Here is a 25677-nt window from a genome sequence, read left to right on the forward strand (position 1 = left end):
ACGCAGATCTACACCGGCGTCGATACGGCGAGGCTGTTGGAGATCTATGAATCGGCTCACCCGAGGGCGTGAAGTATTGGGGTTGCGCGAGGCTTCCGGACTTCGCCATGGGATGATGAGGGGTGGGCGGCTCAACCAACCGCAAGCCGTTCAGTAATTCGAGCGATAGTCAAAACTGATTGAACCGAAGACAATTTCGTTCTCCGGGTTAACCGTTTTGCCGTTTTTCCAGCTTAGGAAAGGACCATGAAACGGGTCATCGTCATCGCCGACCGCGCTGCGCTCTTCTCGCTGAAGCTGCTCCTGGCGTTCCATGTGCTGTTCTTCCTGTCTCTGCTCGCCGTCCTGTTGTTCGCGGCGGGCAAGGCGCATGCCGAAATCCCGTCCTGCACCGGCGCCGACATGCTGTCGGCGTTGCAGAAAAGTGACCCGTCCACCTACCGCAAGATCGAGGCGGAAGCCGCCGCAACGCCGAACGGCAAGGGCCTGCTGTGGAAGCTGGAGAAGACGGGCGAACAGCCGTCCTTCCTGTTCGGCACCATGCATATGACCGACCCGCGCGTCACAGCGCTGCCGCCGGCCGCGCAGAAGGCCTATGACGGCGCCGGCACCATCGTCATCGAGACCACCGAAGTGCTCGACCAGCAGAAGATGATGGCGGCCCTGCTCAAGCAGCCGGAGCTGATGATGTTCACCGACAGCACCACGCTGTCGTCGCTGCTGTCGCCCGACGACGCCGCGGCGGTCGACAAGGCGCTCGACGAACGCGGCATCCCGCCGGCAACCGTCGCCAAGATGAAGCCGTGGATGCTGTCGGCCATGGTGGCGCTTCCAGCCTGCGAGCTCGCCCGCAAGGCGGGCGGCGCGCCGGTGCTCGACGTCAAGCTTGCCGAGGATGCCAAGGCCTCCGGAAAATCCGTCGAAGGGCTGGAGACCGTCGCCGACCAGCTGCGCGCCATGGCTTCGCTGCCGATGGCGTTCCACATGAAGGGACTGGTCGACACACTGAAGCTCGGCGACAAGATGAACGACGTCAACGAAACCATGATCGTGCTCTACCAGCGCGGCGAGACCGGCATGTTCTGGCCGCTGTTTCGCGCCGTGCTGCCCGGCGAGACGGGCGACGCGACAGGCTACGCGGCGTTCGAGCAGACCATGATCACCAGCCGCAACAAGGCGATGGTCGATCATGCCGGACCATTCCTCGCCAAAGGCAGTGCCTTCATCGCCGTCGGCGCGCTGCATCTGCCCGGTCCCGAGGGCCTGGTCGAGGATTTCCGCAAAGCCGGCTATACTGTCACCGCTGTCGATTGAGTCGCGTGGGCAGCGGAGGAATCAGGCGCCGCGTTTTCGGCGCTTTCCTTCCCTAGCGTGAAACCCCATCAACGGTTGCGCGTTGATGGCTGTTGATTGATCATTTTCATCCACGGAGGACACTTTTATGGCGAATCCATCAAACGACACGCCCAGATCAGGTGGCGGCGGCAGCCCTTGGCTGATTGCATTGGTCGTCGTTATTCTGGCGATTGTCGCGTATTATGTTTTCGGAAGAAGTGGTGAGCATCCGGCGACCGAACCGCCCGCCGCGAGCACACCGGCCCCGGCGCCAGCGCCCGCGGAGCCGATGAAGCCCGCCGAACCGGCTCCTGCCCCTGCCCCTGCCCCAGCACCCGCGCCGGCCCCTGCACCGGCGACACCGGCTCCTGCGCCGGCCCCAGCTCCCGCACCGGCCCAGTAATCGGGCCACGGCTTTCAACGAAGAACGGCCCGCCTTCCGGTGGGCCGTTCTGTTTGGGGCAGGCAAGGAGGCAATTCCCTCAAGGGAAGCGTTACGCGCTTGCCCGGGAAAACCGTTTCATGATTTTCCTGGATCGTTCTAAATATGGATCGGCTTGAAGAACGTCGCCAATGCCGCTTCCTTCACTGCTTCCGACATGGTCGGATGGGCATGACAGGTGCGGGCGAGATCTTCCGACGAGCCGCCGAATTCCATCAGCACCGCCGCCTCGTGGATCATCTCGCCGGCGCCGAAGCCGACGATGTGAACGCCGAGCACGCGGTCGGTGGCCTTGTCGGCCAGGATCTTGACGAAGCCGTCGGTGTGCAGCATGGCGCGCGCCCGGCCATTGGCGGTGAACGGGAATTTCCCGACCTTGTAGTCGATGCCGGCCTTCTTCAATTCCTCCTCGGTCTTGCCGACCGAAGCGATCTCCGGGCTGGTGTAGACGACGCTCGGAATGACGTCATAGTTCACATGGCCGGCCTGGCCGGCAATGGTCTCGGCCACTGCCACGCCCTCATCCTCGGCCTTGTGCGCCAGCATCGGCCCGGCGATGACATCGCCGATGGCATAGATGCCTGGTATGTTGGTCCTGAGGTGCGCGTCGGTTTTGACCCGGCCGCGCTCATCGACCTCGACGCCCGCTTCCTTCAGGCCCAGGCTGTCGGCGAAAGCTCGGCGGCCGGTGGCGATCAGCACCATGTCGGCCTCGATCGTCTCGGCCGCGCCGCCTTTCACAGGCTCGAAAGTGACGCTGGCGCCCTTCTTGGCCTTGGCGACGCCGGTGACCTTGGCGCCGAGCCTGAATTCGAAGCCCTGCTTGGAGAGCAGCCGCTGGAATTGCTTGGAGACCTCACCGTCCATACCGCCGAGGATGGTGTCGAGGAATTCGACCACGGTGACCTTGGCGCCGAGCCGCGCCCAGACCGAGCCGAGCTCGAGCCCGATGACGCCGCCGCCGACCACGACGAGATGGCCGGGCACCTTGTCCAGCGACAGCGCGCCGGTCGAGGACACGATGACTTTTTCGTCGAAGTCGACCGTGACGCCAGGAATGCCGGCGACATCCGAGCCGGTGGCGATGACGATGTTCTTCGTCTCGATTTCCTCGACCTTGCCGTCCTCGCTCGTCACCGACACCTTGCCCGCCGCGACCACCGTGCCGATGCCGCGAAAACTATCGATCTTGTTCTTCTTGAACAGGAAGGCGACGCCGTTGACGTTCGCCGTCACCGTGGCGTCCTTGTGCGCCATCATCTTCTTCAAATTGAGCTTCGGTGTCACTTCGACACCCAGTGTGTCGAAGGAGTGGCCGGCTTCGGCGAACATCTCGGAGGCATGCAGCAACGCCTTGGACGGAATGCAGCCGATGTTGAGGCAGGTGCCGCCGAAGGTCGGGTTCTTCTCGACCACCGCGACCTTCAGCCCGAGCTGCGCCGCCTTGATGGCGCAGACATAGCCGCCCGGTCCCGAGCCGATGATTACGACGTCATAAGCCATGTTTGTTTCCCTTTTTCTTGGGGCGCTCAGCGGCCGCCGCTGACATTCAGGATCGCGCCGGTCGTATAGGACGCGGCATCGGACAACAGGTAGAGAACCGCGCCCGCGACTTCATCCGCGGTGCCGGCTCTTTTCATTGGCAGAAGATCGCGGAACCGCTCTATCCGGTCCGGCTGCCCGCCCGAGGCATGGATTTCGGTATCGATGATGCCCGGCCGCACCGCATTGACGCGGATGCCTTCCAGCGCCACCTCGCGGGCGAGCCCCATGGTGAAGGTGTCGATCGCGCCCTTGGACGCGGCGTAGTCGACATATTCGCCCGGCGAGCCCAGAATTGCCGCAGCCGACGAGATGTTGACGATGGATCCACCCGACCCACCGTGACGGCTCGACATCCGCTTCACCGCTTCGCGGGCGCAGAGGAACGACCCCACGACATTGATGCGCATCATGCGCTCCAGCCGTGAAACATCCATCTGATCGACCCGCGCCTTGACGTCGACGATGCCGGCATTGTTGACGAAAGCATCGAGCCGGCCATAGCCGCGGTCGACGGCTTCAAACATGGCAACGATATCGGATTCGACGCCGACATCGCCCCTGACCGCAAAGGCCTCGCCGCCTGCGGCCTTGATTTCGCCGACCAGTGCCTCGGCGGCGGTCTGGTTGGAGGTGTAGTTGACCGCTACGCGATAGCCAGCCTTCGACCCGAGCCGGCAGATCGCGGCGCCGATGCCGCGGCTGCCACCGGTGACCAGCAGCACCTTTTGCGTCCCGCTCATTCCTGGCATCCCTTCAAGGCAAACACGTCCGACGGCACTTTCGAAAACCCGGCGCCGCCATGGGCGGTGGATTGATGCAACACCGGACCGAGATCGGGCAGGATCAGCGTCTTCGGTGCTTCGACGCCTTCGGCCGGCAACAGGCCGATGCTGCCCTTTTCATCCGACGTATAGATGACGCCGTTCCACAAGGTGCAGGCGGCAAGCTTGGTGCCGGTAACGTCGCCTCCCGGGCATTTGTACATCAGCGCCCCGTTCGGCCGCGAAACACCCTCGTTCCATTGGACGATGCCGTTCAGCACCACATTGTTGTCGAGGATCAAGCGGAACGTGTTGGTGACGGTCGCCGACGTGCCGGTCGGCGTAAAATTGATCTCACTGCCGCTCTGGGCATCGCCGTAGACGGCGAGTTCGGTCGGGCATGCGGCATTAGCGTGGACAGCGGCGAATGCCATACCGGCCGCCAGCGCTATCGGTCCGGCAGGCCCAGGGAACAGGGCCATTATTGGCTACTCCGACCGCGAGCCGCCATCCGACCGCCTCACAGATCAAGCACCAGCCGTTCCGGATCCTCCAGGCTTTCCTTGACGCGCACCAGGAAAGTCACCGCTTCCTTGCCGTCGACGATGCGGTGATCGTAGCTCAGCGCCAGATACATCATCGGCCGGATCACGATCTGGCCGCCGACCACGACGGGCCGATCCTGGATCTTGTGCATGCCCAGAATGCCCGACTGCGGCGCGTTGAGGATCGGCGTCGACATCAGCGACCCGTAGACGCCACCATTGGAAATCGTGAACGTGCCGCCCTGCATGTCCGCAACCGACAGCTTGCCGTCCCGCGCGGCGATGCCGAGCCGGCCGATCTCCTTCTCGATCTCGGCGATAGACATCTGGTCGGCATCGCGCACCACCGGAACGACCAGACCCTTCTCGGTGCCGACGGCGACGCCGATATGGGCGTAGTTCTTGAAGATGATATCGGTGGCATCGATCTCGGCGTTGACCGAGGGGATTTCCTTCAAGGCATGGGTGACGGCCTTGGTGAAGAAGCCCATGAAGCCGAGCTTCACGCCGTGCTTCTTCTCGAACACGTCCTTGTACTTGGTCCTGAGCGCCATCACCGCTGACATGTCCACCTCGTTGAAGGTGGTGAGCATGGCGGCGGTCGACTGCGCTTCCTTGAGCCGGCGCGCGATGGTCTGGCGCAGCTTGGTCATGCGCACGCGCTCCTCGCGCGCCGCATCGTCGCCTGAGGACGGCGCACGGGCAGAGACAGGCGCCGCCGAGACCGGAGCCGCCTTCGGCGTTTCGGCCGGCTGCGACGGCGCACCCTTGGAGACGGCGTCGAGCACGTCGCCCTTCAGCACCTGGCCGCGCTTGCCGGAGCCGGACAATTGGTCGACCGACAGATTGTTCTCGGCGATCAGTTTCGCCGCTGCGGGCGCCGGCGGCATGCTGCGCGGCTCGACCGGACCGGCGTCGCCGGCGACCTTGGCGGTCTCGGCGGCAGCCTGCTTGGTGGTCTGCGCCGCATCGGGGCTGGATGCCTGCGCCACGGCTTGCGGCTTGGTGACCGGTGCGGCGGCGCCACCGGCCGAAATCGAGCCCAGAAGCGCGCCGACCCCGACCGTCTCGCCTTCCTTGGCCGCGATCTCGCCCAAGGTTCCAGCGCCCGGCGAGGGAACCTCGACCGTCACCTTGTCGGTTTCGAGCTCGACCAGCGGCTCGTCGGCGGCAATGGCATCGCCCACCTTCTTGAACCATTTGCCGATGGTCGCCTCGGTGACGGATTCGCCGAGAGTGGGAACGCGGATTTCGGTAGCCATTGTGCCTGTCCGTTTGTTGTCTGTCTGTTCTATTCGCTCAACTCTGCCTACTCGCCGAGCGCGTCTTCGAGCAAGGCGGCGAGCTGGGCGAGATGCTTGGACATAAGCCCGGTCGCCGGCGAGGCGGATGCCGGCCGGCCGGTGTAGCGCACCCGCTGGTGCTTGGCGTCGATATGCGCCAGCACCCATTCCAGATACGGGTCGATGAACGACCATGCGCCCATGTTCTTGGGCTCCTCCTGGCACCACACCATTTCGGCATTGCGGAAGCGCGACAATTCGGTGATCAGCGCCTTGGCCGGGAACGGGTAGAGTTGTTCGACACGCAGCAGATAGATGTCGTTGATGCCGCGTTTCTCGCGCTCCTCGTAGAGGTCGTAATAGACCTTGCCCGAGCACAGCACGACACGGCGGATCTTGGAATCCTTGGTCAGCTTGATGGCCTGGTTGGGCAAGAGCTGGGCATCGTCCCACAGCAGCCGGTGGAACGAGCTTTCGCCCGACATTTCCGGCAGCGTCGACACCGCCCGCTTGTGGCGCAACAGTGACTTCGGCGTCATCAGGATCAGCGGCTTGCGGAAGTCGCGCTTCAACTGCCGACGCAATATGTGGAAGTAGTTGGCCGGCGTCGTGCAGTTGGCCACTTGCATGTTGTCTTCGGCGCAGAGCTGGAGGAAACGCTCAAGCCGGGCAGACGAATGTTCCGGCCCCTGGCCCTCATAGCCATGCGGCAGCAGGCAGACGAGGCCCGACATTCTCAGCCACTTGCGCTCTCCGCTGGATATGAACTGGTCGAACACCACCTGGGCGCCATTGGCGAAGTCGCCGAACTGCGCTTCCCACAGCGTCAGCGCCTTCGGCTCGGCCAGGCTGTAGCCATATTCGAAGCCGAGCACGGCTTCTTCGGACAGCATCGAGTTGATGACCTCATAGCCGGCCTGCGCCGCCGACAGATTGTTGAGCGGGATGTAGCGGGTCTCGTCGCGCTGGTCGTAGAGCACGGAATGGCGCTGCGAGAAGGTACCGCGCTCCGAATCCTGCCCGGAGAGGCGGATCGGGTTGCCGTCGAGCAGGATGGCGCCAAAAGCCAGCGCCTCGGCCGTCGACCAGTCGATGCCTTCGCCGGATTCGATGGCCTGGCGGCGGTTTTCGAGAAAGCGGATGATCGTCTTGTGCGCCTCGAAATCCTTCGGCACCTCAGTCAGCTTCTTGCCGATCTCCTTCAGTGTCTTGGCCGGCACCGCGGTCTTGCCGCGCCGCTGTTCGTCCTGGTTGTCGGCCGTGCGCAGGCCCGACCAGGCGCCGTCCAGCCAGTCGGCCTTGTTGGGCTTGTAGTGCTGGCCGACTTCCCACTCGGATTCCAGATGCTCCCGCCAGTCGGCCTTGAGCTTGTCGAACTCGGCCTGCGTCATGTGCCCTTCGGCGATCAGCCGGTCTGCATAGATCTGCACCGTCGTCTTGTGGGTGCGGATGTTGCGATACATGATCGGCTGCGTGAAGGCCGGCTCGTCGCCCTCATTGTGGCCGAAGCGGCGGTAGCAGAACATGTCGACCACGACAGGCTTGTGGAACTTCATGCGGAATTCGATCGCCACCTTGGCGGCGTGCACCACGGCCTCCGGATCGTCGCCGTTGACGTGGAAGATCGGCGCCTCGATCATCTTGGCGACGTCGGACGGGTAGGGCGACGAGCGCGAGAAGCGCGGATTGGTGGTGAAGCCGATCTGGTTGTTGATGATGAAATGCAGCGTGCCGGCAACGCGGTGGCCGCGCAGGCCCGACAGGCCGAGGATTTCGGCAATGACGCCCTGGCCGGCAAAGGCGGCGTCGCCATGCAGCAAAAGCGGCAGCACCTTGGCCCGCTCTTCCAGCGGCACGATCTCCTCGCGGCCACGGCCGAACAGATAATCCTGTTTGGCGCGCGCCTTGCCCATCACCACCGGGTCGACGATTTCCAGATGCGAGGGATTGGCGGTCAGCGACAGATGCACCTTGTTGCCGTCGAACTCGCGGTCCGACGAGGCGCCAAGATGGTATTTGACGTCGCCCGAGCCCTCGACCTCGTCGGGTGCGGCCGAGCCGCCCTTGAATTCATGGAAGATGGCGCGATGCGGCTTGGCCATCACCTGGGAGAGCACGTTGAGGCGGCCGCGGTGCGCCATGCCGAGCACGATCTCCTTCAGCCCGAGCTGACCGCCGCGCTTGACGATCTGCTCCAGCGCCGGGATCAGCGCTTCGCCGCCGTCGAGGCCGAAGCGCTTGGTGCCCTTGAACTTGACGTCGGCGAACTGCTCGAAGCCCTCGGCCTCGATCAGCTTCTGTAGGATCGCCTTCTTGCCGGTCGCGGTGAAGGAGATCTCCTTGTCGGCGCCCTCGATGCGCGCCTGGATCCACGCTTTCTCTTCCGGATCGGAGATATGCATGAACTCGACGCCCAGCGTCGAGCAATAGGTGCGGGTCAGGATGTCGAGCATCTGGCGGATGGTGCCGAATTCGAGCCCGAGCACATTGTCGAGGAAGATCGGCCGGTCGTAGTCGGCTTCGGTAAAGCCGTAATTCTCCGGCGACAGCTCGTTATAGTCCTCGAGCGTGGCGATGCCGAGCGGGTCGAGATTGGCGTGCAGATGGCCGCGCATGCGATAGGCGCGGATCATCATGATGGCGCGCACGGAATCGCGCGTCGCCTGGTGCACGTCGGCGTCGGAAGGGGCGGCACCGTTGGCGGCAGCCTTCTCCTTGACCTTCTTTTCGATGTGCTTTTCGACCAGGCCCCAATTGCCGTCGAGCGCCGATACCAGCTCGCCATTGGCCTGCAGCGGCCAGGAGGGCTTGGCCCACGAGGCGCCCTTGGCGTTCTTGCGGACATCCCCGGCATCGTCCTTCAGGCCGGCGAAGAACTCCTGCCATTCGGGATTGACCGAGGCTGGATCGTCCTCATACGCCGCATAGAGCGCGTCGATATAATCGGCATTGCCGCCATAGAGGAAAGAGGTGAGCGAAAATTGGTCGTTGGCCTGATCTTGTCGTGCCATTTTGTCTGCGGAGCCTGGCTCCGTCTCCTTTCGAGGGGAATAGTGAGTAGTCAGTAGGGAGTAGGAAAATGAAGACTTTCCCGTTCAGCTGCTACTCACCCGTTCTTCCCTTTTCACTACTCACTATTGACTACTCACTAGCCCTTAATTGCCTCGACCAGCGTCGTGCCCAGCCGGGCCGGCGATGGCGAAACTTTTATCCCGGCCGATTCCATTGCCGCGATCTTGTCTTCGGCGCCGCCCTTGCCGCCCGAGATGACCGCGCCCGCATGGCCCATGGTGCGGCCGGCCGGCGCCGTGCGTCCGGCGATGAAGCCCGCCATCGGCTTGCGGCGGCCGCGTTTGGCCTCGTCCTTGAGAAACTGCGCGGCGTCTTCCTCGGCCGAGCCGCCGATCTCGCCGATCATGATGATCGACTTGGTCTCGTCGTCGGCGAGGAACATTTCGAGCACGTCGATGAATTCGGTGCCTTTGACGGGATCGCCACCGATGCCGACGGCGGTGGTCTGGCCGAGGCCGACATTGGTGGTCTGGAACACGGCTTCATAGGTAAGCGTTCCCGAGCGCGAAACAACACCGACCGAACCCTTGCGGAAGATGTTCCCGGGCATGATGCCGATCTTGCATTCGTCGGGGGTGAGCACGCCGGGACAGTTCGGGCCGATCAGCCGCGACGTCGAACGGTCGAGCCGCGCCTTGACCTTGATCATGTCCATGACGGGAATGCCTTCGGTGATGCAGACGATGAGCGGGATTTCGGCCTCGATGGCCTCGATGATGGCTTCGGCAGCACCCGCCGGCGGCACATAGACGACGGAAGCGTTGGCGCCGGTCTTGGCCTTGCCCTCGGCGACGGTGGCGAAGATCGGCAGGTTCTCGCCCTTGGCGCCGGTCCAGGTTTCGCCGCCCTTCTTGGGATGGATGCCGCCGACCATCTTGGTCCTGTGATAGGCCAGCGCCTGTTCGGTGTGGAAGGTGCCGGTCTTGCCGGTCAGCCCCTGCACGAGCACCTTGGTGTTCTTGTCGACGAGAATGGACATGGTGAGAACGCCTCTGAATTCAGCGATTACAAGAAAGGATTGACGGCTCGCACCGAGCCATAAACCTGGTTGTGGTTGAGATCTTCGGTGTAGAAAATCGGCGCGCCGAGATATCCGGCCGCGGCAAGAAGCGCGGCGTCGTAGTAGTGAATTCCGTAGCGGCGTGCGAGGTCCAGTCCTGCGCGAACATAGCTTTCGTCGACAGGCACCAGCGGACAAGTGCCGAGGAGGACCAGCCATTGGTCGAGCAGATCATCCCCCAGAAGGGATTTTCCTCGCGCCACCGCTGTAAATTCGGCCAAGGTTTGCCCCGACACGCCAAAGACAGTGCTCGATACCAGGTCTTCTGCGATTGGCGCGCGACGTGGGTCACGATTCTTCTCCGAAGCCGCGTAGATCAGGACGTTCGTGTCGAGAAAGCAGTCGATCTTCCCGGTCGGCATAGGCGTCCCTTCGATCCCACTTGTAGGGGGTGTCGGCGCTGTCGCTCCGTTTCGCAGCCTCGTCCATAAGCCGCTTCATTCCCGCCTTGGCCCAGGCAATCCGATCTTCCTGCTCGACTTCATGCGCAAGCAGTGAACGAATGAGGGCGTTGAGCGTCGTCTTGCGACGTCCGGCAAGGCCTCGCGCCTTCTCAAGCAGTGCCTCGTCCATGGCCAGGGTGACGTTCTTCATCGCTCGTCTCCACATAAACGCACAGCCAATATATGTGTGATTATGTGTCTTTCTTCAACCGCTTTGCCCAGGATTTCCATCGCTCAGCCATCCCCCAAAACGGAAGGCGGGACGCGCCGGTAAAGGCCGCTCATCATGTCTTGCCAGCCGTCGCTGCCGACGGGCTGGAATTGCAGTCGCATGCGATAGCTGTCGCTGCCGTCGAAAGCGTAGGTCACGCGTGCGGCCCCGCGCGGCGACGAGCGCAACAGCGTCAGTGTGTTGCCCTCCCACGTGCCGGAGGCCGGCGAGGCCGGCACAAAGCCCATCGAATCGAACTGATGCATGGTGACAAGGCTGTTTTGCCGGTCGAAGCCGAACACGCTGTGCGCGCCGAACGAAATCGTCCCGTCGCGGCGCTGGCGATAGCGTTGCACTACGAACAGGCCGCCGAACTGTGCCTCTGCCAGTACTTCCGAAGTCGCTGAGCCCCCATCGGCCCATTGTGTGTCCGCGACCTCTTCCTCGCCGCGCCACGCGCCGACCAGAGCCTGCAGGCGCTGGTGATCGGCCGAGAGCGAGGAGAAAGGCGCAGCGTTCATGGGTTCACAGCCGCTTCAGGTCGGTGACGGTGAGAGCGCTCTTGGCATTGCCGGTGTTGAGCGTCGTTGCCGGTTCGAACATCAGCACCACAGGTTCCGGTGTCAGCGAACGCGGCCGGTGTTCGACGCCGCGCGGCACGACGATGAAGTCGCCTTCGCCGAGTTCGACCGGACCGTCGCGGAAATCGATGGCGATGCGACCGCGCAGCACGAGGAAGGCTTCGTCTTCGTTGTCATGGGCGTGCCAGTCGAAAACCGCGCCGAACTTGGCGACCTTCGCCTGGCTGTCATTGACGTCGCCGGCGATATGCGGATCGAAGACCTCCGCGATCTTCGCATCCGCCGCCTCGACGAGATTTATCTTGCGCGGAGGCACTTGATCAGCCCTTCACCGCCGCCACGATCTTCTTGGCCGCGTCGTCAAGATCGTCGGCCGACACGACGTTGAGGCCGCTGTCGTTGATGATCTTCTTGCCGAGTTCGGCATTGGTGCCTTCAAGGCGCACGACCAGCGGCACTTTCAGGCCCACTTCCTTGACCGCGGCGATAACGCCCTCGGCGATGATGTCGCATTTCATGATACCGCCAAAGATGTTGATCAGGATGCCCTTGACCGCCGGATCCCTGGTGATGATCTTGAAGGCCGCCGTCACCTTTTCTTTCGACGCGCCGCCGCCGACGTCGAGGAAGTTGGCCGGCTCGGCGCCGTAGAGCTTGATGATGTCCATCGTCGCCATGGCGAGGCCGGCGCCATTGACCATGCAGCCGATATTGCCGTCGAGCGCGACATAGGCGAGGTCGTATTTCGACGCCTCGATCTCCTTCTCGTCCTCTTCGGTGGTGTCGCGCAGCTCGAGCACATCCGGATGGCGAAACAGCGCGTTGTTGTCGAACGACACCTTGGCGTCGAGGACGCGCAGCCGGCCGTTCTTCATGACGATCAGGGGATTGACCTCGAGCAGGCTCATGTCCTTCTCGACGAAGGCCTTGTAGAGGATCGGGAACAGCGTGCCGCCGTCCCTGGCAGCATCGCCGTCGAGCTTCAGCGCGCCATTGAGTTTCTTCACGTCATCCGCGGTAACGCCCTTTTCCGGATCGATGGCGACGGTGATGATCTTTTCCGGCGTGTCGTGGGCGACCGCCTCGATGTCCATGCCGCCTTCGGTCGAGACGACGAAGGCGATGCGGCCGACCGAACGGTCGACCAGAACAGACAGATAGAACTCGCGCTCGATATCGGCGCCATCCTCGATATAGAGCCGGTTGACCTGCTTGCCGGCCGGGCCGGTCTGCTTGGTCACCAGCGTGTGGCCGAGCATCTCGTTGGCGTTGGCGACGACGTCGGCGACCGACTTGGCCAGCCGCACGCCGCCCTTGGCGTCGGGCCCGAGCTCCTTGAACTTGCCCTTGCCGCGGCCGCCGGCATGGATCTGGCTCTTCACCACATAGAGCGGGCCGGGCAGCGCCTTGGCGGCGGCTTCCGCCTCATCCGCCTTGAACACCGGCACGCCTTGGGCCACCGGCGCGCCAAAGCCCTTCAGCAGCGCCTTGCCCTGATATTCATGGATGTTCATCTGGATCGTCTCCGGATCAGCTGCTGGGGTTCACTTCGAGGCGAGTTGCGGCGCGATCTTGACGCAGGCCTCGGTCAGGCCCTGCACCGCCGCCACCGAGCTATCGAACATCTTCTGCTCTGGCTTGGAAAGCTCGATCTCGATGACGCGCTCGACGCCACCGGCGCCGATCACCACGGGAACGCCGACATAGGTGTTCTTCACGCCATACTGGCCGGAAAGATGAGCCGCGCAAGGCAGCACACGCTTCTTGTCCTTGAGATAGGCTTCAGCCATCGAGATCGCCGATGCGGCCGGCGCATAATAGGCCGAGCCGGTCTTCAACAGGCCGACGATTTCGGCGCCGCCATCGCGGGTGCGCTGCACGATCTGGTCGAGCTTCTCCTTCGAGGTCCAGCCCATCTTGACGAGATCGGGCAGAGGAATGCCTGCAACCGTCGAATAGCGGATCATCGGCACCATGGAATCGCCATGGCCGCCGAGCACGAAGGCGGTAACGTCCTCGACCGAGACCTTGAACTCCTCGGCCAGGAAATAGCGGAAGCGAGCGCTGTCGAGCACGCCGGCCATGCCCACGACATGGGTGTTGGGCAGGCCGGAAAACTTCTGCAGCGCCCAGACCATCGCATCCAGCGGATTGGTGATGCAGATGACGAAGGCCTTCGGCGCGTACTTCTTCAGGCCGGCGCCGACCTGTTCCATGACCTTGAGGTTGATGCCGAGCAGATCGTCGCGGCTCATGCCCGGCTTGCGCGGCACGCCGGCGGTGACGATGCAGACGTCCGCCCCTTCGATCCCGGCATAGTCGTTGACGCCGGTCAGCCTGGAATCGAACCCGTCGACCGGCGACGATTGCGCAATATCGAGCCCCTTGCCCTGCGGGATGCCTTCGGCAATATCGAACAGAACCACGTCGCCGAGGTCCTTGAGGCCGATCATGTGAGCGAGCGTGCCGCCGATCATGCCAGAGCCGATAAGCGCTATCTTGTTGCGTGCCATGTCAGGATAGTTTCCCTTTGTTCGTGATGTCGCTCAAATCGCTGACGATCTGATGACGGCGTCGAGGAAGAGGCCGGAATGCTGCGGGGATCCCGCGAGATTTCGCCGCACCCAATAGCCCCGGCGCCGCGTAAATTCAAACGATTATTTTGGAGCGAGCGTTTTCAATCGGTTAGAGTGACTGGGACTTACGTAAACGTAAAAGTTTGAAACTCGACTGGGAAAATCTACACGATGAAGATGGAGGTCGTAAGACTTGATGCCGGCAATGACGCCCTTGTGATGCGGGTCGCCGAGGATGTGTTCGACGAACCGGTCAGGCCAGATCGATTGGCAGTCTATCTCAGGGAACCCGGCCACTTCATGGTCGTGGCGCTCGCCGACGGCGTGACCGTCGGTCAATGCGCCGCCATCATCCACCGTCATCCCGACAAGGCGACGGAGCTCTACATCGACGAGGTCGGCGTATCGCCGGCCTTCCAGCGCCAGGGCATCGCGCGAAAGATGCTCGACGCGATGTTTGCGATCGGCAGGGAGAATGGCTGCGAAGAAGCCTGGGTCGGCACCGAGCCGGACAACCGTGCCGCCCGCGCTTTACGAGTCGCGCAAGGAGACGCACGAGTCAGCAGAGAGCTTCGTCATGTATGTTTATCAACTGTAGCGAGGCTGACAGGAGTTCGGCCTATCTTCGTCCTAGGGTGCGCGCTTCGCTTTGCGTCGCTCCGCCCTGGGACGAAGGCGGCGTAGCCGGCGCCTGCCGCGCCTCCGGCGTCGTCTTCGCCTTCCGCCGCTCCGCCCAATCCTCCAGCCAGTCGCGGCTCTGCATCTCGATCAGCCGCGAAGCCGTGCGTTCGAACTCGAACACCTCGACGCCGCGCTTGGCCACATAGAGTTGCTGCGGCGGCGCTTCCGCGCTTACCACCAGCCTGATGTGATGGTCGTAGAGCGTGTCGACCAGCAGGATGAAGCGCTTGGCCTCGTTGCGCTGGCCTTCACCCAGCACCGGAATGTGGTCGATAAAGATGGTCGAGAAGCGGTCGGCAAGGGCCAGATAGTCGCGCGCGCCGAGCGGTTTCTCGCACAGATCGGCGAAGGAAAAACGCGCCGCGTCGCCGGCGGCGCGCGGAACGGCCAACTGCCGGCCCTTGACGGCAAGCGACGCCTCGGCCGTCGGCGCGCCGCGCGTCATCGTTTGCCAAGCCGCGTCCAGCGCCTCATCGGCCGCCGCATCGGCGGGCGTCACATAGACTGGCGTACGGGCAAGCTTCTCCAGCCGATAGTCCTTGTCGGCATCGAGCGAGAGCACCTGCGCATGCCGTTCCAATATGCCGATGAAGGGCAGGAAAAGCTGACGGTTCAGCCCGTCGCGATAGAGGTTCTCCGGCGCTAGGTTCGACGTCGCCACCAGCACCACGCCGCTGGCGAACAGCGCCGAAAACAGCCGGGACAGGATCATCGCATCGGCGATGTCGGTGACCGAGAACTCGTCGAAACACAGTACCCAGGCCTGTTCGGCAAGCGCCCGCGCCACCGGCGGAATCGGATCGTCTTCCCTCACCGTGCCGTCCTTGCGCTCCTGCCGGTGCTTCTGGATGCGGTCCTGCACCTCGGCCATGAAGTCGTTGAAATGCACGCGGCGCTTGCGCCGCACCGGCAGCAGCTCGAAGAACAAGTCCATCAACATGGTCTTGCCGCGGCCGACGCCGCCATGGATGTAGAGGCCCTTGACCGCCTCGTGCGTCTCGCGCCTGCGGGCGAAGAGCCAGCCAAGCGCGCTCGATTTGTGCGCCAGCCGCTTCACCGAAATCTCTGATACCAGCCGGTCGAGAGCGGTGACGATCCGCTCCTGCGCCGGATCGCGCTCGATGGCACCGGTGTCGACCAGATGGTCGTAACGCTGCCTGACGGTCACATGGGTCTGGAGGCCGTCACGCAGATGCATAGGTCACGTCGTTGTCGAGGGATTGGCTTACCTTGTAAGCGAGATCGGCAGGCCATTGGAAGTCTGGCCGTCGAATTTCGAGCCGCCCGAGGAATATAGCCGTGCCAGCGTGCCGCCATTCTCATCGTAAAGCGTCAACTGCTTGCCGGCGACGTTCCACGACTTGATGCCGTCGATCGGCGCCGGGCAATGCAGCGGTCCGGCGCGGAAACCGGCGCCGAATTTGGTCTGCGGCGTCGCCACCTTGCAGCTCTGACCGGAAACGCTGGCGTTCCATACGCCGGCGACACTGGCCGCGGTCAGGTCCGGCGCACCCGCCGGCGCCGAACCGTCCGGCGGCAAGGAGGCGACCTGGCTGTTCTGCGGCGCGGTCGGGAATCGCGAGGGATCGGTGGTGCCGGGAGAGGCCGGAGGCGGCAACTGGTTGGCCGTCACTTGCCCGGACGGTGCTGGCTGCAGCGGCGCCGGCTGCTGGTCGTCCATCGAGGAGAACCGTGAGGTTGAGCAGCCGCTCGCAACGAGCGCCGCCAGCGATACGGCCACCAGGGCTGTTTTCGAAAAAGTCATTCCAACCTCCGTCGGATCCGGCGGGGCTGCCGTCCGCACAATGTCGCCCTCCACCAAGATGGAGAAGGTGGCGAAATTTCAACCCGATATGGTTAAAATAGGGTTTGCGCCAAGAATTGTTGCAAATTTGTCGCTATCATCCGGCCAGCGGAGCGCTCGGCACGAATATATAGCCGTCCGGTCCGACGACATAGCTCTCGCGCAGGCCGTGCGGCTTGTCGATCGCTCCGGCCAGCACGATGTGGCCGTGATCGCGCGCGGCGGCCTCGACCGCATCCGGATTGGCGTCGTAAAGGCGCAGTTCGATGCCGGCGCCGCGTGTCTCGGCGCCGGCGATCGTCCCTGTCATGGCATTGTCGAGATAGGAATGGTCGGCGTGCAGCATGAACACCGAGCCCAGCAGCTCGATCGCCGCGAAATCCTCGTCGGCATAGATGATATCGGCGCCGAGCACGTCGCGGCAGAAGGCTTCCATGGCCGCCATGTCGCTCACCAGCAGGTTGACGCCGATGCCGCGCGCCAGCGAGCGGCCGAAATCCCCGGCCTTCATCCATGGTGTCCTGGTCCGCTTCATCGCCATGGCATCGTCCTCCCCAATCCGATCCTACTCAAGCCGGCCGCCCGGGCCGTTGGCATTCGGCCGGCAAACGCTTGCGCCAGCCGGCACAAGGGCTATGTCTATCAAGACGAAGTTCGCTGGAGCCGCAAATTGGCTGCGAGACCGAAAGCCGCCAATCGCTACTATAACGGCCCGCCCAGCGATCATTTCGACGGAACCTTGTTCTTCAATCCCGGCGGCCAGCCGCCGGCGCGTTTCGCCGATCTGCTGAAATGGCAGTTCAACGGCCAACGCTCGAAATGGCCGGCCACCAATCCGAGCCCCTTTCCGCAGGCAAAGCCGCCCGCGCGTGTCGAGGGCGCCGGCCTGACCGTGACCATGGTCGGTCATTCCACGCTGCTGGTCCAGACCGCGGGCCTGAACATCCTCACCGATCCGGTATGGTCGCTGCGGGCCTCGCCGTTCTCCTTCGTCGGGCCGAAACGCGTCAACGCGCCGGGCATCGCCCTGGCCGACCTGCCGCCGATCGATCTCGTGCTGATCAGTCACAATCACTACGACCATCTCGACATCGCGACGCTGAAGCAGCTCAAGGCCAGGCACGACCCGCTGGTGGTGACCCCGTTCGGCAATGACGTCCTGATTGGCGGGGCGGTTCCCGGCATGCGGCTCTCGGCGCATGACTGGGGCGACAGGGTCGACATCGGGGATGGCGTGGCCGTCCATGTCGAGCCGGCGCATCACTGGTCGGCGCGCGGCACACGCGACCGGCGCATGGCGCTGTGGGCCGGCTTCGTCATCGAGACGCGGGCCGGCCGGATCTATTTCGCGGGCGATACCGGCTTCCATGACGGCATCAACTACCGGCTCATAGCTCACAAGCACGGCGGCTTCCGCTTCGCCATCCTGCCGATCGGCGCCTATGAGCCGCGCTGGTTCATGGCCTCGCAGCATCAGAACCCGGAGGAGGCGGTGCAAGGCATGAAATTGTGCAACGCCGCCTATGCGGCCGGTTGCCATTGGGGCACGTTCCAGCTCACCGACGAGCCGATCGACGAGCCCGCACGCAAGCTCGACGAGGCGCTGGAGGCCGAGGGCCTGCCGCGCGAACGTTTTCGCGCCTTGCGGCCGGGCGAGGTCTGGGACGTGCCGCAGGAAGCGGCGCTCTGACCGGGGCCTGCCGCGGCAGGCGGAACCCGAGCGCCACCGGCGCGTTTGTTGAAGGGGCTTCGATTTCTATCGCTTTGCGAGGCATTTCCATGCTCAGATGGATCATCATTCTCCTGATTATCGCCGCCGCTGCGAGCCTGCTCGGCATGCCTGCATTAGCGGGTGCGGCGGCCACCGGCGCGCGCATCCTGATCGGTATCGTGCTGATCATCTTCCTGCTGATCGTGCTCGGCGTCTTCGCCGTCACCTGAAGGCGCGATGCACTGGTAATTCCTGCCCTTTTCCGCCATATAGCGGCAAACAGCACGGAATGACCGGAAGAAATGGCAGGCACCGCCCCCTTCGCCAAGATGAACGGCATCGGCAACGAGATCATCGTTGCCGATATGCGCGGCCGTGCCGATCGGGTGATGCCGGCAGCGGCGATCGCGCTCAACGCCGATGCCTCGACGCGGTTCGACCAGATCATGGCGATCCATGACGCGCGGACGCCGGGTACGGCCTATTTCATCGACATATTGAATTCGGACGGCTCGGGCGCGCAGGCCTGCGGCAACGGCATGCGCTGCGTCGTCCAGGCGCTGGCGGCCGAGACCGGACAAAAGACATTCACCTTCGAGACCGTCGCCGGAATCCTCAACGCGCAGGAACATGCCGACGGCTCGATCTCGGTCGACATGGGCACGCCGCGCTTCGGCTGGCGGGACATTCCGCTCGCTGAGGAGTTTCGCGATACCCGCATGATCGAATTGCAGGTCGGCCCGATCGACGCCCCGGTGCTGCATTCGCCCTCGGTCGTCTCCATGGGCAATCCGCATGCCATCTTCTGGGTCGACCGCGACGTCTGGTCCTACGAACTCGACCGCTTCGGACCGCTGCTCGAAAACCATCCGATCTTCCCCGAGCGCGCCAACATCACCATCGCGCAGGTGACCTCGCCCGACAGCATGATCATCCGCACCTGGGAACGCGGCGCCGGCCTGACCAAGGCTTGCGGCACGGCATCCTGCGCCGCCGTCGTGGCTGCGGCCCGCACCCGGCGCACCGGGCGCAGCGTCAATCTACTGACCCCCGGCGGCGGCTCGCTGCACGTCGAATGGCTTGAAAACGACCATGTCATCCTGACCGGTGCGGCCGAATGGGAGTTTTCCGGCAGCTTCGATCCCTCGAGCGGCGCCTGGGCGCGCGACACCGAAAGCGCGGCCTGATGCCCGCTCCTTTCAAGGATGGCGATGTGGGGAAGGGCCCCAATCGCATCGAACTGGTGACCTTCGGCTGCCGGCTGAACACTTATGAATCCGAGGTGATGCGGCGCGAGGCCGAAACTGCGGGCCTCGGTGGGCTGGCTGGCGGCGCCGTCATCTTCAACACCTGCGCCGTCACCGGCGAAGCGGTCCGCCAGGCCAAACAGGCGATCCGCAAGGCGCGCCGCGACAACCCCGAAGCTCGCATCATCGTCACCGGCTGCGCGGCGCAGACCGAGCCGCAGAATTTCGCGGCCATGGACGAGGTCGATCTCGTCCTTGGCAATGAGGAGAAGCTGAAGGCCAATTCCTATCGCGCGCTGCCGGATTTCGGCGTCAACGACAGCGAGAAGGCGCGCGTCAACGACATCTTCTCCGTACGCGAGACCGCCGGCCATATGGTCGATGCCATCGAGGGCAGGGCACGCGCCTTCGTGCAGGTGCAGAATGGCTGCGACCACCGCTGCACCTTCTGCATCATCCCCTATGGCCGCGGCAATTCACGCTCGGTGCCGATGGGCGCCGTGGTCGAACAGGTCAAGCGGCTCACCGGCAACGGCTATGCCGAGATCGTGCTGACCGGCGTCGACATGACCAGTTTCGGCGCCGACCTGCCGGGTGCGCCGAAACTCGGCAGGCTGGTGAAGACGATCCTGCGCCAGGTGCCGGACGTGAAGCGCCTGCGCCTCTCCTCCATCGATTCCATCGAGGCCGACGACGATTTGCTCGACGCCATCGCCACCGAGCCGCGGCTGATGCCGCATCTGCATCTGTCGCTGCAATCCGGCGATGACATGATTTTGAAGCGCATGAAGCGTCGGCATCTGCGCGATCAGTCGATCCGCTTCTGCGAAGACGTGCGCAAGCTGCGCCCTGACGTCGTCTTCGGCGCCGACATCATCGCCGGCTTCCCGACCGAGACGGAGGCGATGTTCGAAAATTCGGCAAAGATCGTCGAGGAATGCGGGCTGACCCACCTGCACGTCTTTCCGTTTTCGCCGCGCGAAGGCACGCCCGCCGCGCGCATGCCGCAGGTCCGCCGCGAAGTGATCAAGCAGAGGGCAGCCCGCCTGCGCGCCGCCGGCGAGACGGCATATCGCCGCCATCTGTCGTCGCTCTCCGGAACGCGCCAGTCGATCCTGATCGAGCGCGACGGGCTCGGCCGCACCGAAGGGTTTACGCTCGCCGCGCTCGCCACCGGCGCGCCGGGCGAGATCGTCGAAGCAACAGTCACCGGTCATGACGGCGCCCGGCTGATCGCGGCTCCGCTTGCCGCCCGTGCCGCCTGAGAAACGCAAGAGATGGCCGGGTTCTTCAAGAAGATATTTTCGTTCGGCAAGAAGGAGGTCGTCGAGGAGCGCGTCGACGAGACCGCCCCGCTGCCGCCGATCAAATGGGATCAGCTCGACACGCTGAAGCCGGCGGCCGAGCAGGCCGTTCCGGAATTCCTGAAGCGGGAGGAGACCCAGGCTCAGCCTCCCGTCGAGCCCGCGCCGCCCGAGGAGCCGACACCCAAGCCTGCCCCGGCCATTCCGCCGGTGCCGGAGCCGACCATTCCGCCCGAGCCGGAACCGCTGCCGGAGCCGCTGCCGGAGGAGGAACCGGCACCGGCGCCAGAGCGCCCGGAGCCGCCGGCCCCTGAGAAAATTCCGACACCCCCGGCCATTCCGGAGCCTGCGCCCGAACCGCGGCCGCAGGAGGTACCGCAACCAGCGCCCGCCGAGCCGGAAATTGTCCCGTCGCGCCCGGAGCCGCTGCCGGAACCGGCACCCGCCGAAGTACCGACGCCCGCCGAAGTTCCGGTCGAGACGCCGGCGCCAATCGAGATTCCTGCGACACCGTCTTCCGCGCAGCCTTCACAGGCCGGCGCCGCCCCTCATCCGCCTGCCGGCACCCTCTCCCCGTATAGTGACGGGGAGAAGGAAGAAGCTGCAACGCCAACGCCTCCCTCTCCCCGTCCTTCACGGAGAGAGGGTAAGGGTGAGGGGCAGCGCCAGCCTATCGAGAACCTGGCACCCAGTGCCGAAACCGCCGCCGAAATCTCGCCGCCAATTCGCCAGCCTGCGCCCATCGAGCCGCGGCCTGTACGCGCCGAAATCGCGCCGGAACCTGAGGCAGTTCCCGTCCCGCCGAAGCCTGCGCCCGCCCCCGGAAAGGTAACGGTCGCCAGAAAGGTGGAGCAGAAGGCCGAGCCGCAGAAGGCGCCGGTGCCGGCGCCGCGGCGCTCCTGGTTCCAGCGCATGCGGGACGGGCTTGCCCGCTCCTCGCGCGAATTGTCGGGCAACATTGCCGGCGTCTTCACCAAGCGCAAGCTCGACGACGACACGCTGCAGGACCTGGAAGACGTGCTGATCCGCGCCGATCTCGGGCTGGAGACCGCCTTGCGCGTCACCGATTCGCTGGCCGCCAGCCGCTACGGCAAGGATGTCTCCGACGCCGAGGTCCGCACCGTGATGGCGCAGGAGGTCGAGAAGGTGCTGACCCCCGTCGCCCTGCCGCTGGAACTCGATCTCAGCCACAAGCCGCATGTCATCCTGGTGGTCGGCGTCAACGGTACCGGCAAGACCACGACCATCGGCAAGTTGGCGGCCAAACTGACCGATGGCGGCCTGTCGGTGATGCTCGCCGCCGGCGACACGTTCCGCGCCGCCGCCATCGAGCAGCTCAAGATCTGGGGCGAGCGGACGAAATCGCCGGTCATCGCCTCCAAGCTCGGCGCCGATGCCGCCGGCCTCGCCTACGATGCTTTCGAGAAGGCGAAGGAAGCAGGCTCCGACGTGCTGATCATCGATACCGCCGGCCGCCTGCAGAACAAGGCCGAGCTGATGGCGGAACTCGAGAAGATCGTGCGCGTGCTGGGCAAGCTCGATCCGGAAGCGCCGCACACCGTGCTGCAGACGGTCGACGCCACCACCGGCCAGAACGCGCTCAACCAGGTGGAGATCTTCCGCAACATCGCCGGCGTCAACGGCCTGGTGATGACCAAGCTGGACGGGACGGCGCGTGGCGGTATTCTGGTGGCGATCGCGGCAAAACACAGATTGCCGGTCTATTTCATCGGCGTCGGCGAACAGGTCGACGACCTCGAACCGTTCTCGGCAAGCGAATTCGCCAGGGCGATCGCTGGCGTTGCCTAACGGCATGATCCCGGAAGTTGCTTCAACCGGATCGTGCGTAAGAAGGAAGATATGAACCCACCCATTCTCGAACGCGATCCGTCCGACCCGCAGAAAGAGAAGAAGGAAGGCGTCAACCCGCTGCTCAAGCTCGTTCTCGAGCTAGGGCCGCTGCTGGTGTTCTTTTTCGCCAATGCGCGAGGCGAATGGCTGACGCAGAAATTCCCGGCGCTGGCGGAATTCGGCGGCCCGATCTTCGTCGCCACCGGCCTGTTCATGGCCGCCACCGCGATCGCGCTGGTCGCGTCCTGGCTGCTCACCCGCACCCTGCCGATCATGCCGATGGTGTCGGGCGTCGTCGTCTTCATCTTCGGCGCGTTGACGCTCTACCTGCAGGACGACATCTTCATCAAGATGAAGCCGACCATCGTCAACACGCTGTTCGGCGGCGTGTTGCTCGGTGGGCTGTTCTTCGGCAGATCTCTGCTCGGCTACGTCTTCAATTCCGCCTTCAGGCTCGATGCCGAGGGCTGGAGAAAACTCACCTTTCGCTGGGGCCTGTTCTTCCTGTTCCTGGCCCTCGTCAACGAGGTGGTGTGGCGGAATTTTTCGACCGATGCCTGGGTTACCTTCAAGGTCTGGGGCATCATGCCGATCACGCTTCTGTTCACCTTCAGCCAGATGCCGCTGATCCTGCGCCATTCGCTGGACGACAAGACCGGCGGCGAAGAGAAGGCCGGCAAGTAAGGCCTGCAAATTGGGGGGAGTGCCATGGAATTCGTCACCACGCGCGAAGAGCTGCGGACGATCTACAAGACGCCGCGTCCGACGGATGGTTCGATCCGCAAAGAATTGAAGGCGCTGGACGGCCATTGCCGCTCCTTCATCGGCAAGAGCCCCTTCGTGCTGATCGGCTCCTCCGACGGCGAAGGCAATGCCGATGTGACGCCCAAAGGCGACAAGCCAGGATTCGCCGCCGTGCTTGACGACAGGACCATCGCCATCCCCGACCGGCCCGGCAACAACCGGCTGGATACGCTGGCGAACATCCTGCTCAACCCGTCGGTCGGGCTGCTGTTCCTCATTCCCGGCATGAACGAGACGCTGCGCGTCAACGGCGACGCCCGCATCACCGTCGACGCGGGTTTGCGCGAACGGCTGGCCGTCGACGGCAAGGAGCCGCAGAGCGTCGTCGTGGTCGCCGTCAAGGCCGCCTACATGCATTGCGCCAAGGCCTTCATGCGCTCCGAGCTTTGGAAGCCGGAGAGCTGGCACGATCGCGCCACGCTGCCGACGCTCGGCCAGATCCTGCGCGACCAGCTGGCGCTCGCCGATTCGGCCGAGGCGACCGACCGCTGGCTGGACGACGAATACAAGCAGACGATGTGGTAGCCTGCGCGGAAGATTCGTCCGAGCGTCGCCTTGCTGAACCTCCTTGCCATTTCCGGCAGCCTGCGGGCGGCCTCCACCAATTCGGGCCTGGTCGCGGCACTGGCGTGGAACGCGCCAGAGGGCTGCCGCGTCGCCATCCATGAAGGACTCGGCCTGCTGCCGATCTTCAACCCCGACGACGAGGGTGAGCGGACGCCGTCCGAAGCGTCCAGGCTGATCGATGCCGTCACCGCCGCCGACGGCGTCATCATCTCATGCCCGGAATATGCGCATGGCGTGCCGGGCGGCCTGAAGAATGCGCTCGACTGGCTGGTCTCGCGCGATGCCGCCGTCGACAAGCCGGCCATGCTGGTGCACGCCTCGCCGCGCTCGCTCTATGCCCGCGCCGCATTGGCGGAGATCATGCGCACCATGTCCTTCGCGCTTCATGACGGCGGGCTGGAGATCGGGCTGCTCGGCAAGAAGCCAGCTGAGGTGGAGGCCGTCCTGGGGGAGCAGGCGAACGCGTTGGCAATGCGCGATGCGTTGTCCGCTTTCGCGGATTTCATTCGCGCGCGTTAGCGCCTACCCTTTTCTCAGCGTCTCGACATCGGTCTTGCCGACGTACCAGTCGCGGGCGTTGACCTCCTCGAAGACCACCCAGACATCGTCATTGCCGAGCCCGGTGGCGTCCATGATCGCCGCCGTGACTTTTTTGGCGATGTCGGCTTTCTTGCCGGCCGGATCGGCGGCGATCACTTCCTTGACGATGCGGATGTTGACGAATGGCATGACGATCCTCCCTTTAATTCAGCTCAGTAGGTCTTGGCGCCGTTCACCATCAGCCGGACCATGTAGAGCGAGGTGGTGCCGGCAATGTAGAGACAGTTCAGCTTGGCGCCGCCGAACACGCAATTGGCCGTCACCTCGGGCACCTTGACCTTGCCGATCAGCGTTCCGTCCGGATCGTAGCAATGGATGCCATCGGCGGCGCTGGTCCAGATGCGCCCGGCATCGTCGAGCCTGAAGCCGTCGAACAGGCCTGCGGTGCAGTCGGCGAAGACTTTTTCACCCGAGACCTTCTTGCCGCCCTCGCCGACATTGAATACCCGCATATGCGCCGGGTTCTGCGCGCCATGCGTGCGGCCGGTGTCGACGACATAGAGCTTGCTCTCGTCGAGCGAGAAAGCCAGCCCGTTCGGCCTGACCATGTCGGTGATGACAGCCTCGACATCGCCGGTACCGGGATCGACCCGGTAGACATGGCAGGCGCCGATCTCGCTCTCGGCCCTGTCGCCCTCGTAATCGGTGTCGATGCCGTAGGTTGGATCGGTGAACCAGATCGAGCCGTCCGACTTGACCACCACGTCATTGGGCGAATTCAGCCGCTTGCCCTTCCATTTGGCGGCAATGGTGGTGACCGAACCGTCGAACTCGGTGCGGCTGACGCGGCGCCCCGAATGCTCGCAGGTCACCAGCCGGCCCTGCCGGTCGACGGTGTTGCCGTTGGAATTGCCGCATGGCTGCCGAAACACGCTGACGCTGCCGTCGGTCTCGTCGTAACGCATCATGCGGTTGTTCGGGATGTCGGACCAGACGACATAGCGGCCGGCGGCGAACCAGGCCGGCCCTTCCGCCCATCGGCAGCCGGTGAAGAGCTTATCCACTTGCGCATTGCCGTTGAACAGCCGCGCAAAACGCGGATCGAGAATTTCGTAGTCGGCGGCGGCCATTCTTTCCTCCCGGTAACGTTGGCAATCCGGCGGCGATCAAGCCAGCAGGAGATCGATATGGCAAGGTCGGCGGCGATGACATTTCCGCAATTTGTAAGACAAAACGACAGGAACCGGCATTCCCATCACGGAAGGGCAATGCGCCGGCGCCGGGGGTGGCGTTCAGGCGCCATTAACCGGCTAT

At 64.0% G+C, this 25677-nt stretch carries 27 protein-coding genes; 10 read left to right on the forward strand and 17 right to left on the reverse strand.

Annotated elements, in window-relative coordinates; all coding sequences use genetic code 11:
- Nucleotides 1–246: 246 nt before the first annotated feature.
- On the forward strand, nt 247–1314 hold the full coding sequence (locus FJ986_RS25165) for a TraB/GumN family protein (RefSeq protein ID WP_140559275.1): 1068 nt from the start codon (nt 247–249) through the stop codon (nt 1312–1314).
- A 562-nt stretch (nt 1315–1876) separates the two neighbouring features.
- Here the strand turns inward: FJ986_RS25165 and lpdA are convergent.
- From lpdA to mdh, 12 genes are all read right to left on the reverse strand, one after another.
- On the reverse strand, nt 1877–3280 hold the full coding sequence (gene lpdA, locus FJ986_RS25175; protein ID WP_140518085.1) for a dihydrolipoyl dehydrogenase: 1404 nt from the start codon (nt 3278–3280) through the stop codon (nt 1877–1879).
- A 26-nt stretch (nt 3281–3306) separates the two neighbouring features.
- A complete protein-coding gene (locus FJ986_RS25180; protein WP_140676135.1) occupies nt 3307–4062 on the reverse strand; it encodes an SDR family oxidoreductase in 756 nt (251 codons plus the stop codon).
- Nucleotides 4059–4517: a hypothetical protein gene (locus tag FJ986_RS25185; protein WP_181181922.1), complete on the reverse strand. Its 459-nt coding sequence runs from the start codon at nt 4515–4517 to the stop codon at nt 4059–4061. The genes FJ986_RS25180 and FJ986_RS25185 overlap by 4 nt, the downstream gene beginning before the upstream one ends.
- 86 nt (nt 4518–4603) lie before the next feature.
- The gene (gene odhB, locus FJ986_RS25190) at nt 4604–5890 is read right to left on the reverse strand and encodes a 2-oxoglutarate dehydrogenase complex dihydrolipoyllysine-residue succinyltransferase (protein WP_140676141.1); all 1287 of its coding nucleotides are present in this window, start codon (nt 5888–5890) and stop codon (nt 4604–4606) included.
- A 47-nt stretch (nt 5891–5937) separates the two neighbouring features.
- Nucleotides 5938–8922, reverse strand: a complete 2985-nt coding sequence (locus FJ986_RS25195) for a 2-oxoglutarate dehydrogenase E1 component (RefSeq protein ID WP_140662759.1) — start codon at nt 8920–8922, stop codon at nt 5938–5940.
- 137 nt (nt 8923–9059) lie between these two features.
- The gene (sucD, locus tag FJ986_RS25200) at nt 9060–9962 is read right to left on the reverse strand and encodes a succinate--CoA ligase subunit alpha (RefSeq protein ID WP_140676144.1); all 903 of its coding nucleotides are present in this window, start codon (nt 9960–9962) and stop codon (nt 9060–9062) included.
- Nucleotides 9963–9988: 26 nt separating this feature from the next.
- A complete protein-coding gene (locus tag FJ986_RS25205; protein ID WP_033838548.1) occupies nt 9989–10405 on the reverse strand; it encodes a PIN domain-containing protein in 417 nt (138 codons plus the stop codon).
- Nucleotides 10332–10637, reverse strand: coding sequence for a hypothetical protein (locus FJ986_RS25210; RefSeq protein ID WP_140492797.1), 306 nt, complete (start codon nt 10635–10637; stop codon nt 10332–10334). Before FJ986_RS25210 ends, FJ986_RS25205 begins: the two co-directional genes overlap by 74 nt.
- Before the next feature lie 83 nt (nt 10638–10720).
- Nucleotides 10721–11218: a DUF1579 family protein gene (locus FJ986_RS25215; RefSeq protein ID WP_140518079.1), complete on the reverse strand. Its 498-nt coding sequence runs from the start codon at nt 11216–11218 to the stop codon at nt 10721–10723.
- 4 nt (nt 11219–11222) lie between these two features.
- A complete protein-coding gene (locus FJ986_RS25220; protein ID WP_140518078.1) occupies nt 11223–11594 on the reverse strand; it encodes a cupin domain-containing protein in 372 nt (123 codons plus the stop codon).
- A 4-nt stretch (nt 11595–11598) separates the two neighbouring features.
- Complete coding sequence (gene sucC, locus FJ986_RS25225; RefSeq protein ID WP_140676147.1) at nt 11599–12792, reverse strand: ADP-forming succinate--CoA ligase subunit beta; 1194 nt, start codon at nt 12790–12792, stop codon at nt 11599–11601.
- 30 nt (nt 12793–12822) lie between these two features.
- On the reverse strand, nt 12823–13791 hold the full coding sequence (mdh, locus tag FJ986_RS25230; RefSeq protein WP_140492808.1) for a malate dehydrogenase: 969 nt from the start codon (nt 13789–13791) through the stop codon (nt 12823–12825).
- Between the two features lie 234 nt (nt 13792–14025).
- On the opposite strand from mdh, the gene FJ986_RS25235 reads away from it, so the two are divergent.
- Nucleotides 14026–14538: a GNAT family N-acetyltransferase gene (locus FJ986_RS25235; protein WP_246681832.1), complete on the forward strand. Its 513-nt coding sequence runs from the start codon at nt 14026–14028 to the stop codon at nt 14536–14538.
- Here the strand turns inward: FJ986_RS25235 and zapE are convergent.
- From zapE to FJ986_RS25250, 3 genes are all read right to left on the reverse strand, one after another.
- A complete protein-coding gene (gene zapE / locus FJ986_RS25240) occupies nt 14474–15733 on the reverse strand; it encodes a cell division protein ZapE (protein ID WP_140676149.1) in 1260 nt (419 codons plus the stop codon). The two genes, FJ986_RS25235 and zapE, sit on opposite strands and share 65 nt — an antisense overlap.
- A gap of 27 nt (nt 15734–15760) precedes the next feature.
- Nucleotides 15761–16300, reverse strand: a complete 540-nt coding sequence (locus FJ986_RS25245) for a protease inhibitor Inh/omp19 family protein (RefSeq protein ID WP_140676152.1) — start codon at nt 16298–16300, stop codon at nt 15761–15763.
- A gap of 136 nt (nt 16301–16436) precedes the next feature.
- Nucleotides 16437–16880 (reverse strand): hypothetical protein, encoded by a 444-nt coding sequence (locus FJ986_RS25250; RefSeq protein ID WP_140676155.1) that lies wholly within the window; start codon nt 16878–16880, stop codon nt 16437–16439.
- Nucleotides 16881–17009: 129 nt separating this feature from the next.
- On the opposite strand from FJ986_RS25250, the gene FJ986_RS25255 reads away from it, so the two are divergent.
- The 8 genes from FJ986_RS25255 to FJ986_RS25290 all read left to right on the forward strand — a co-directional run bounded on the left by FJ986_RS25255 (nt 17010) and on the right by FJ986_RS25290 (nt 24342).
- Nucleotides 17010–18029 (forward strand): MBL fold metallo-hydrolase, encoded by a 1020-nt coding sequence (locus FJ986_RS25255; protein WP_140676157.1) that lies wholly within the window; start codon nt 17010–17012, stop codon nt 18027–18029.
- An 89-nt stretch (nt 18030–18118) separates the two neighbouring features.
- Nucleotides 18119–18280, forward strand: coding sequence for a DUF1328 family protein (locus FJ986_RS25260; RefSeq protein WP_140492827.1), 162 nt, complete (start codon nt 18119–18121; stop codon nt 18278–18280).
- Between the two features lie 72 nt (nt 18281–18352).
- Entirely contained in the window at nt 18353–19237 is an 885-nt protein-coding gene (gene dapF / locus FJ986_RS25265) for a diaminopimelate epimerase (protein ID WP_140676159.1), read from the forward strand.
- Complete coding sequence (gene mtaB / locus FJ986_RS25270) at nt 19237–20562, forward strand: tRNA (N(6)-L-threonylcarbamoyladenosine(37)-C(2))-methylthiotransferase MtaB (RefSeq protein ID WP_140524972.1); 1326 nt, start codon at nt 19237–19239, stop codon at nt 20560–20562. The genes dapF and mtaB overlap by 1 nt, the downstream gene beginning before the upstream one ends.
- A gap of 12 nt (nt 20563–20574) precedes the next feature.
- Nucleotides 20575–22410: a signal recognition particle-docking protein FtsY gene (ftsY, locus tag FJ986_RS25275; RefSeq protein ID WP_140676161.1), complete on the forward strand. Its 1836-nt coding sequence runs from the start codon at nt 20575–20577 to the stop codon at nt 22408–22410.
- A gap of 51 nt (nt 22411–22461) precedes the next feature.
- Complete coding sequence (locus tag FJ986_RS25280; protein ID WP_140559284.1) at nt 22462–23136, forward strand: septation protein A; 675 nt, start codon at nt 22462–22464, stop codon at nt 23134–23136.
- Between the two features lie 24 nt (nt 23137–23160).
- Nucleotides 23161–23781: a pyridoxamine 5'-phosphate oxidase family protein gene (locus FJ986_RS25285; protein WP_140676164.1), complete on the forward strand. Its 621-nt coding sequence runs from the start codon at nt 23161–23163 to the stop codon at nt 23779–23781.
- 30 nt (nt 23782–23811) lie between these two features.
- Nucleotides 23812–24342, forward strand: coding sequence for an NADPH-dependent FMN reductase (locus FJ986_RS25290; RefSeq protein ID WP_140492845.1), 531 nt, complete (start codon nt 23812–23814; stop codon nt 24340–24342).
- 3 nt (nt 24343–24345) lie between these two features.
- Here the strand turns inward: FJ986_RS25290 and FJ986_RS25295 are convergent, their stop codons facing one another.
- Entirely contained in the window at nt 24346–24552 is a 207-nt protein-coding gene (locus tag FJ986_RS25295; protein ID WP_013892236.1) for a 4-oxalocrotonate tautomerase family protein, read from the reverse strand.
- A gap of 23 nt (nt 24553–24575) precedes the next feature.
- A complete protein-coding gene (locus FJ986_RS25300) occupies nt 24576–25493 on the reverse strand; it encodes an SMP-30/gluconolactonase/LRE family protein (protein ID WP_140518068.1) in 918 nt (305 codons plus the stop codon).
- Nucleotides 25494–25677: the final 184 nt, after the last annotated feature.

The organism is Mesorhizobium sp. B1-1-1 (assembly GCF_006442955.1).
Classification (GTDB): Bacteria; Pseudomonadota; Alphaproteobacteria; order Rhizobiales; family Rhizobiaceae; genus Mesorhizobium.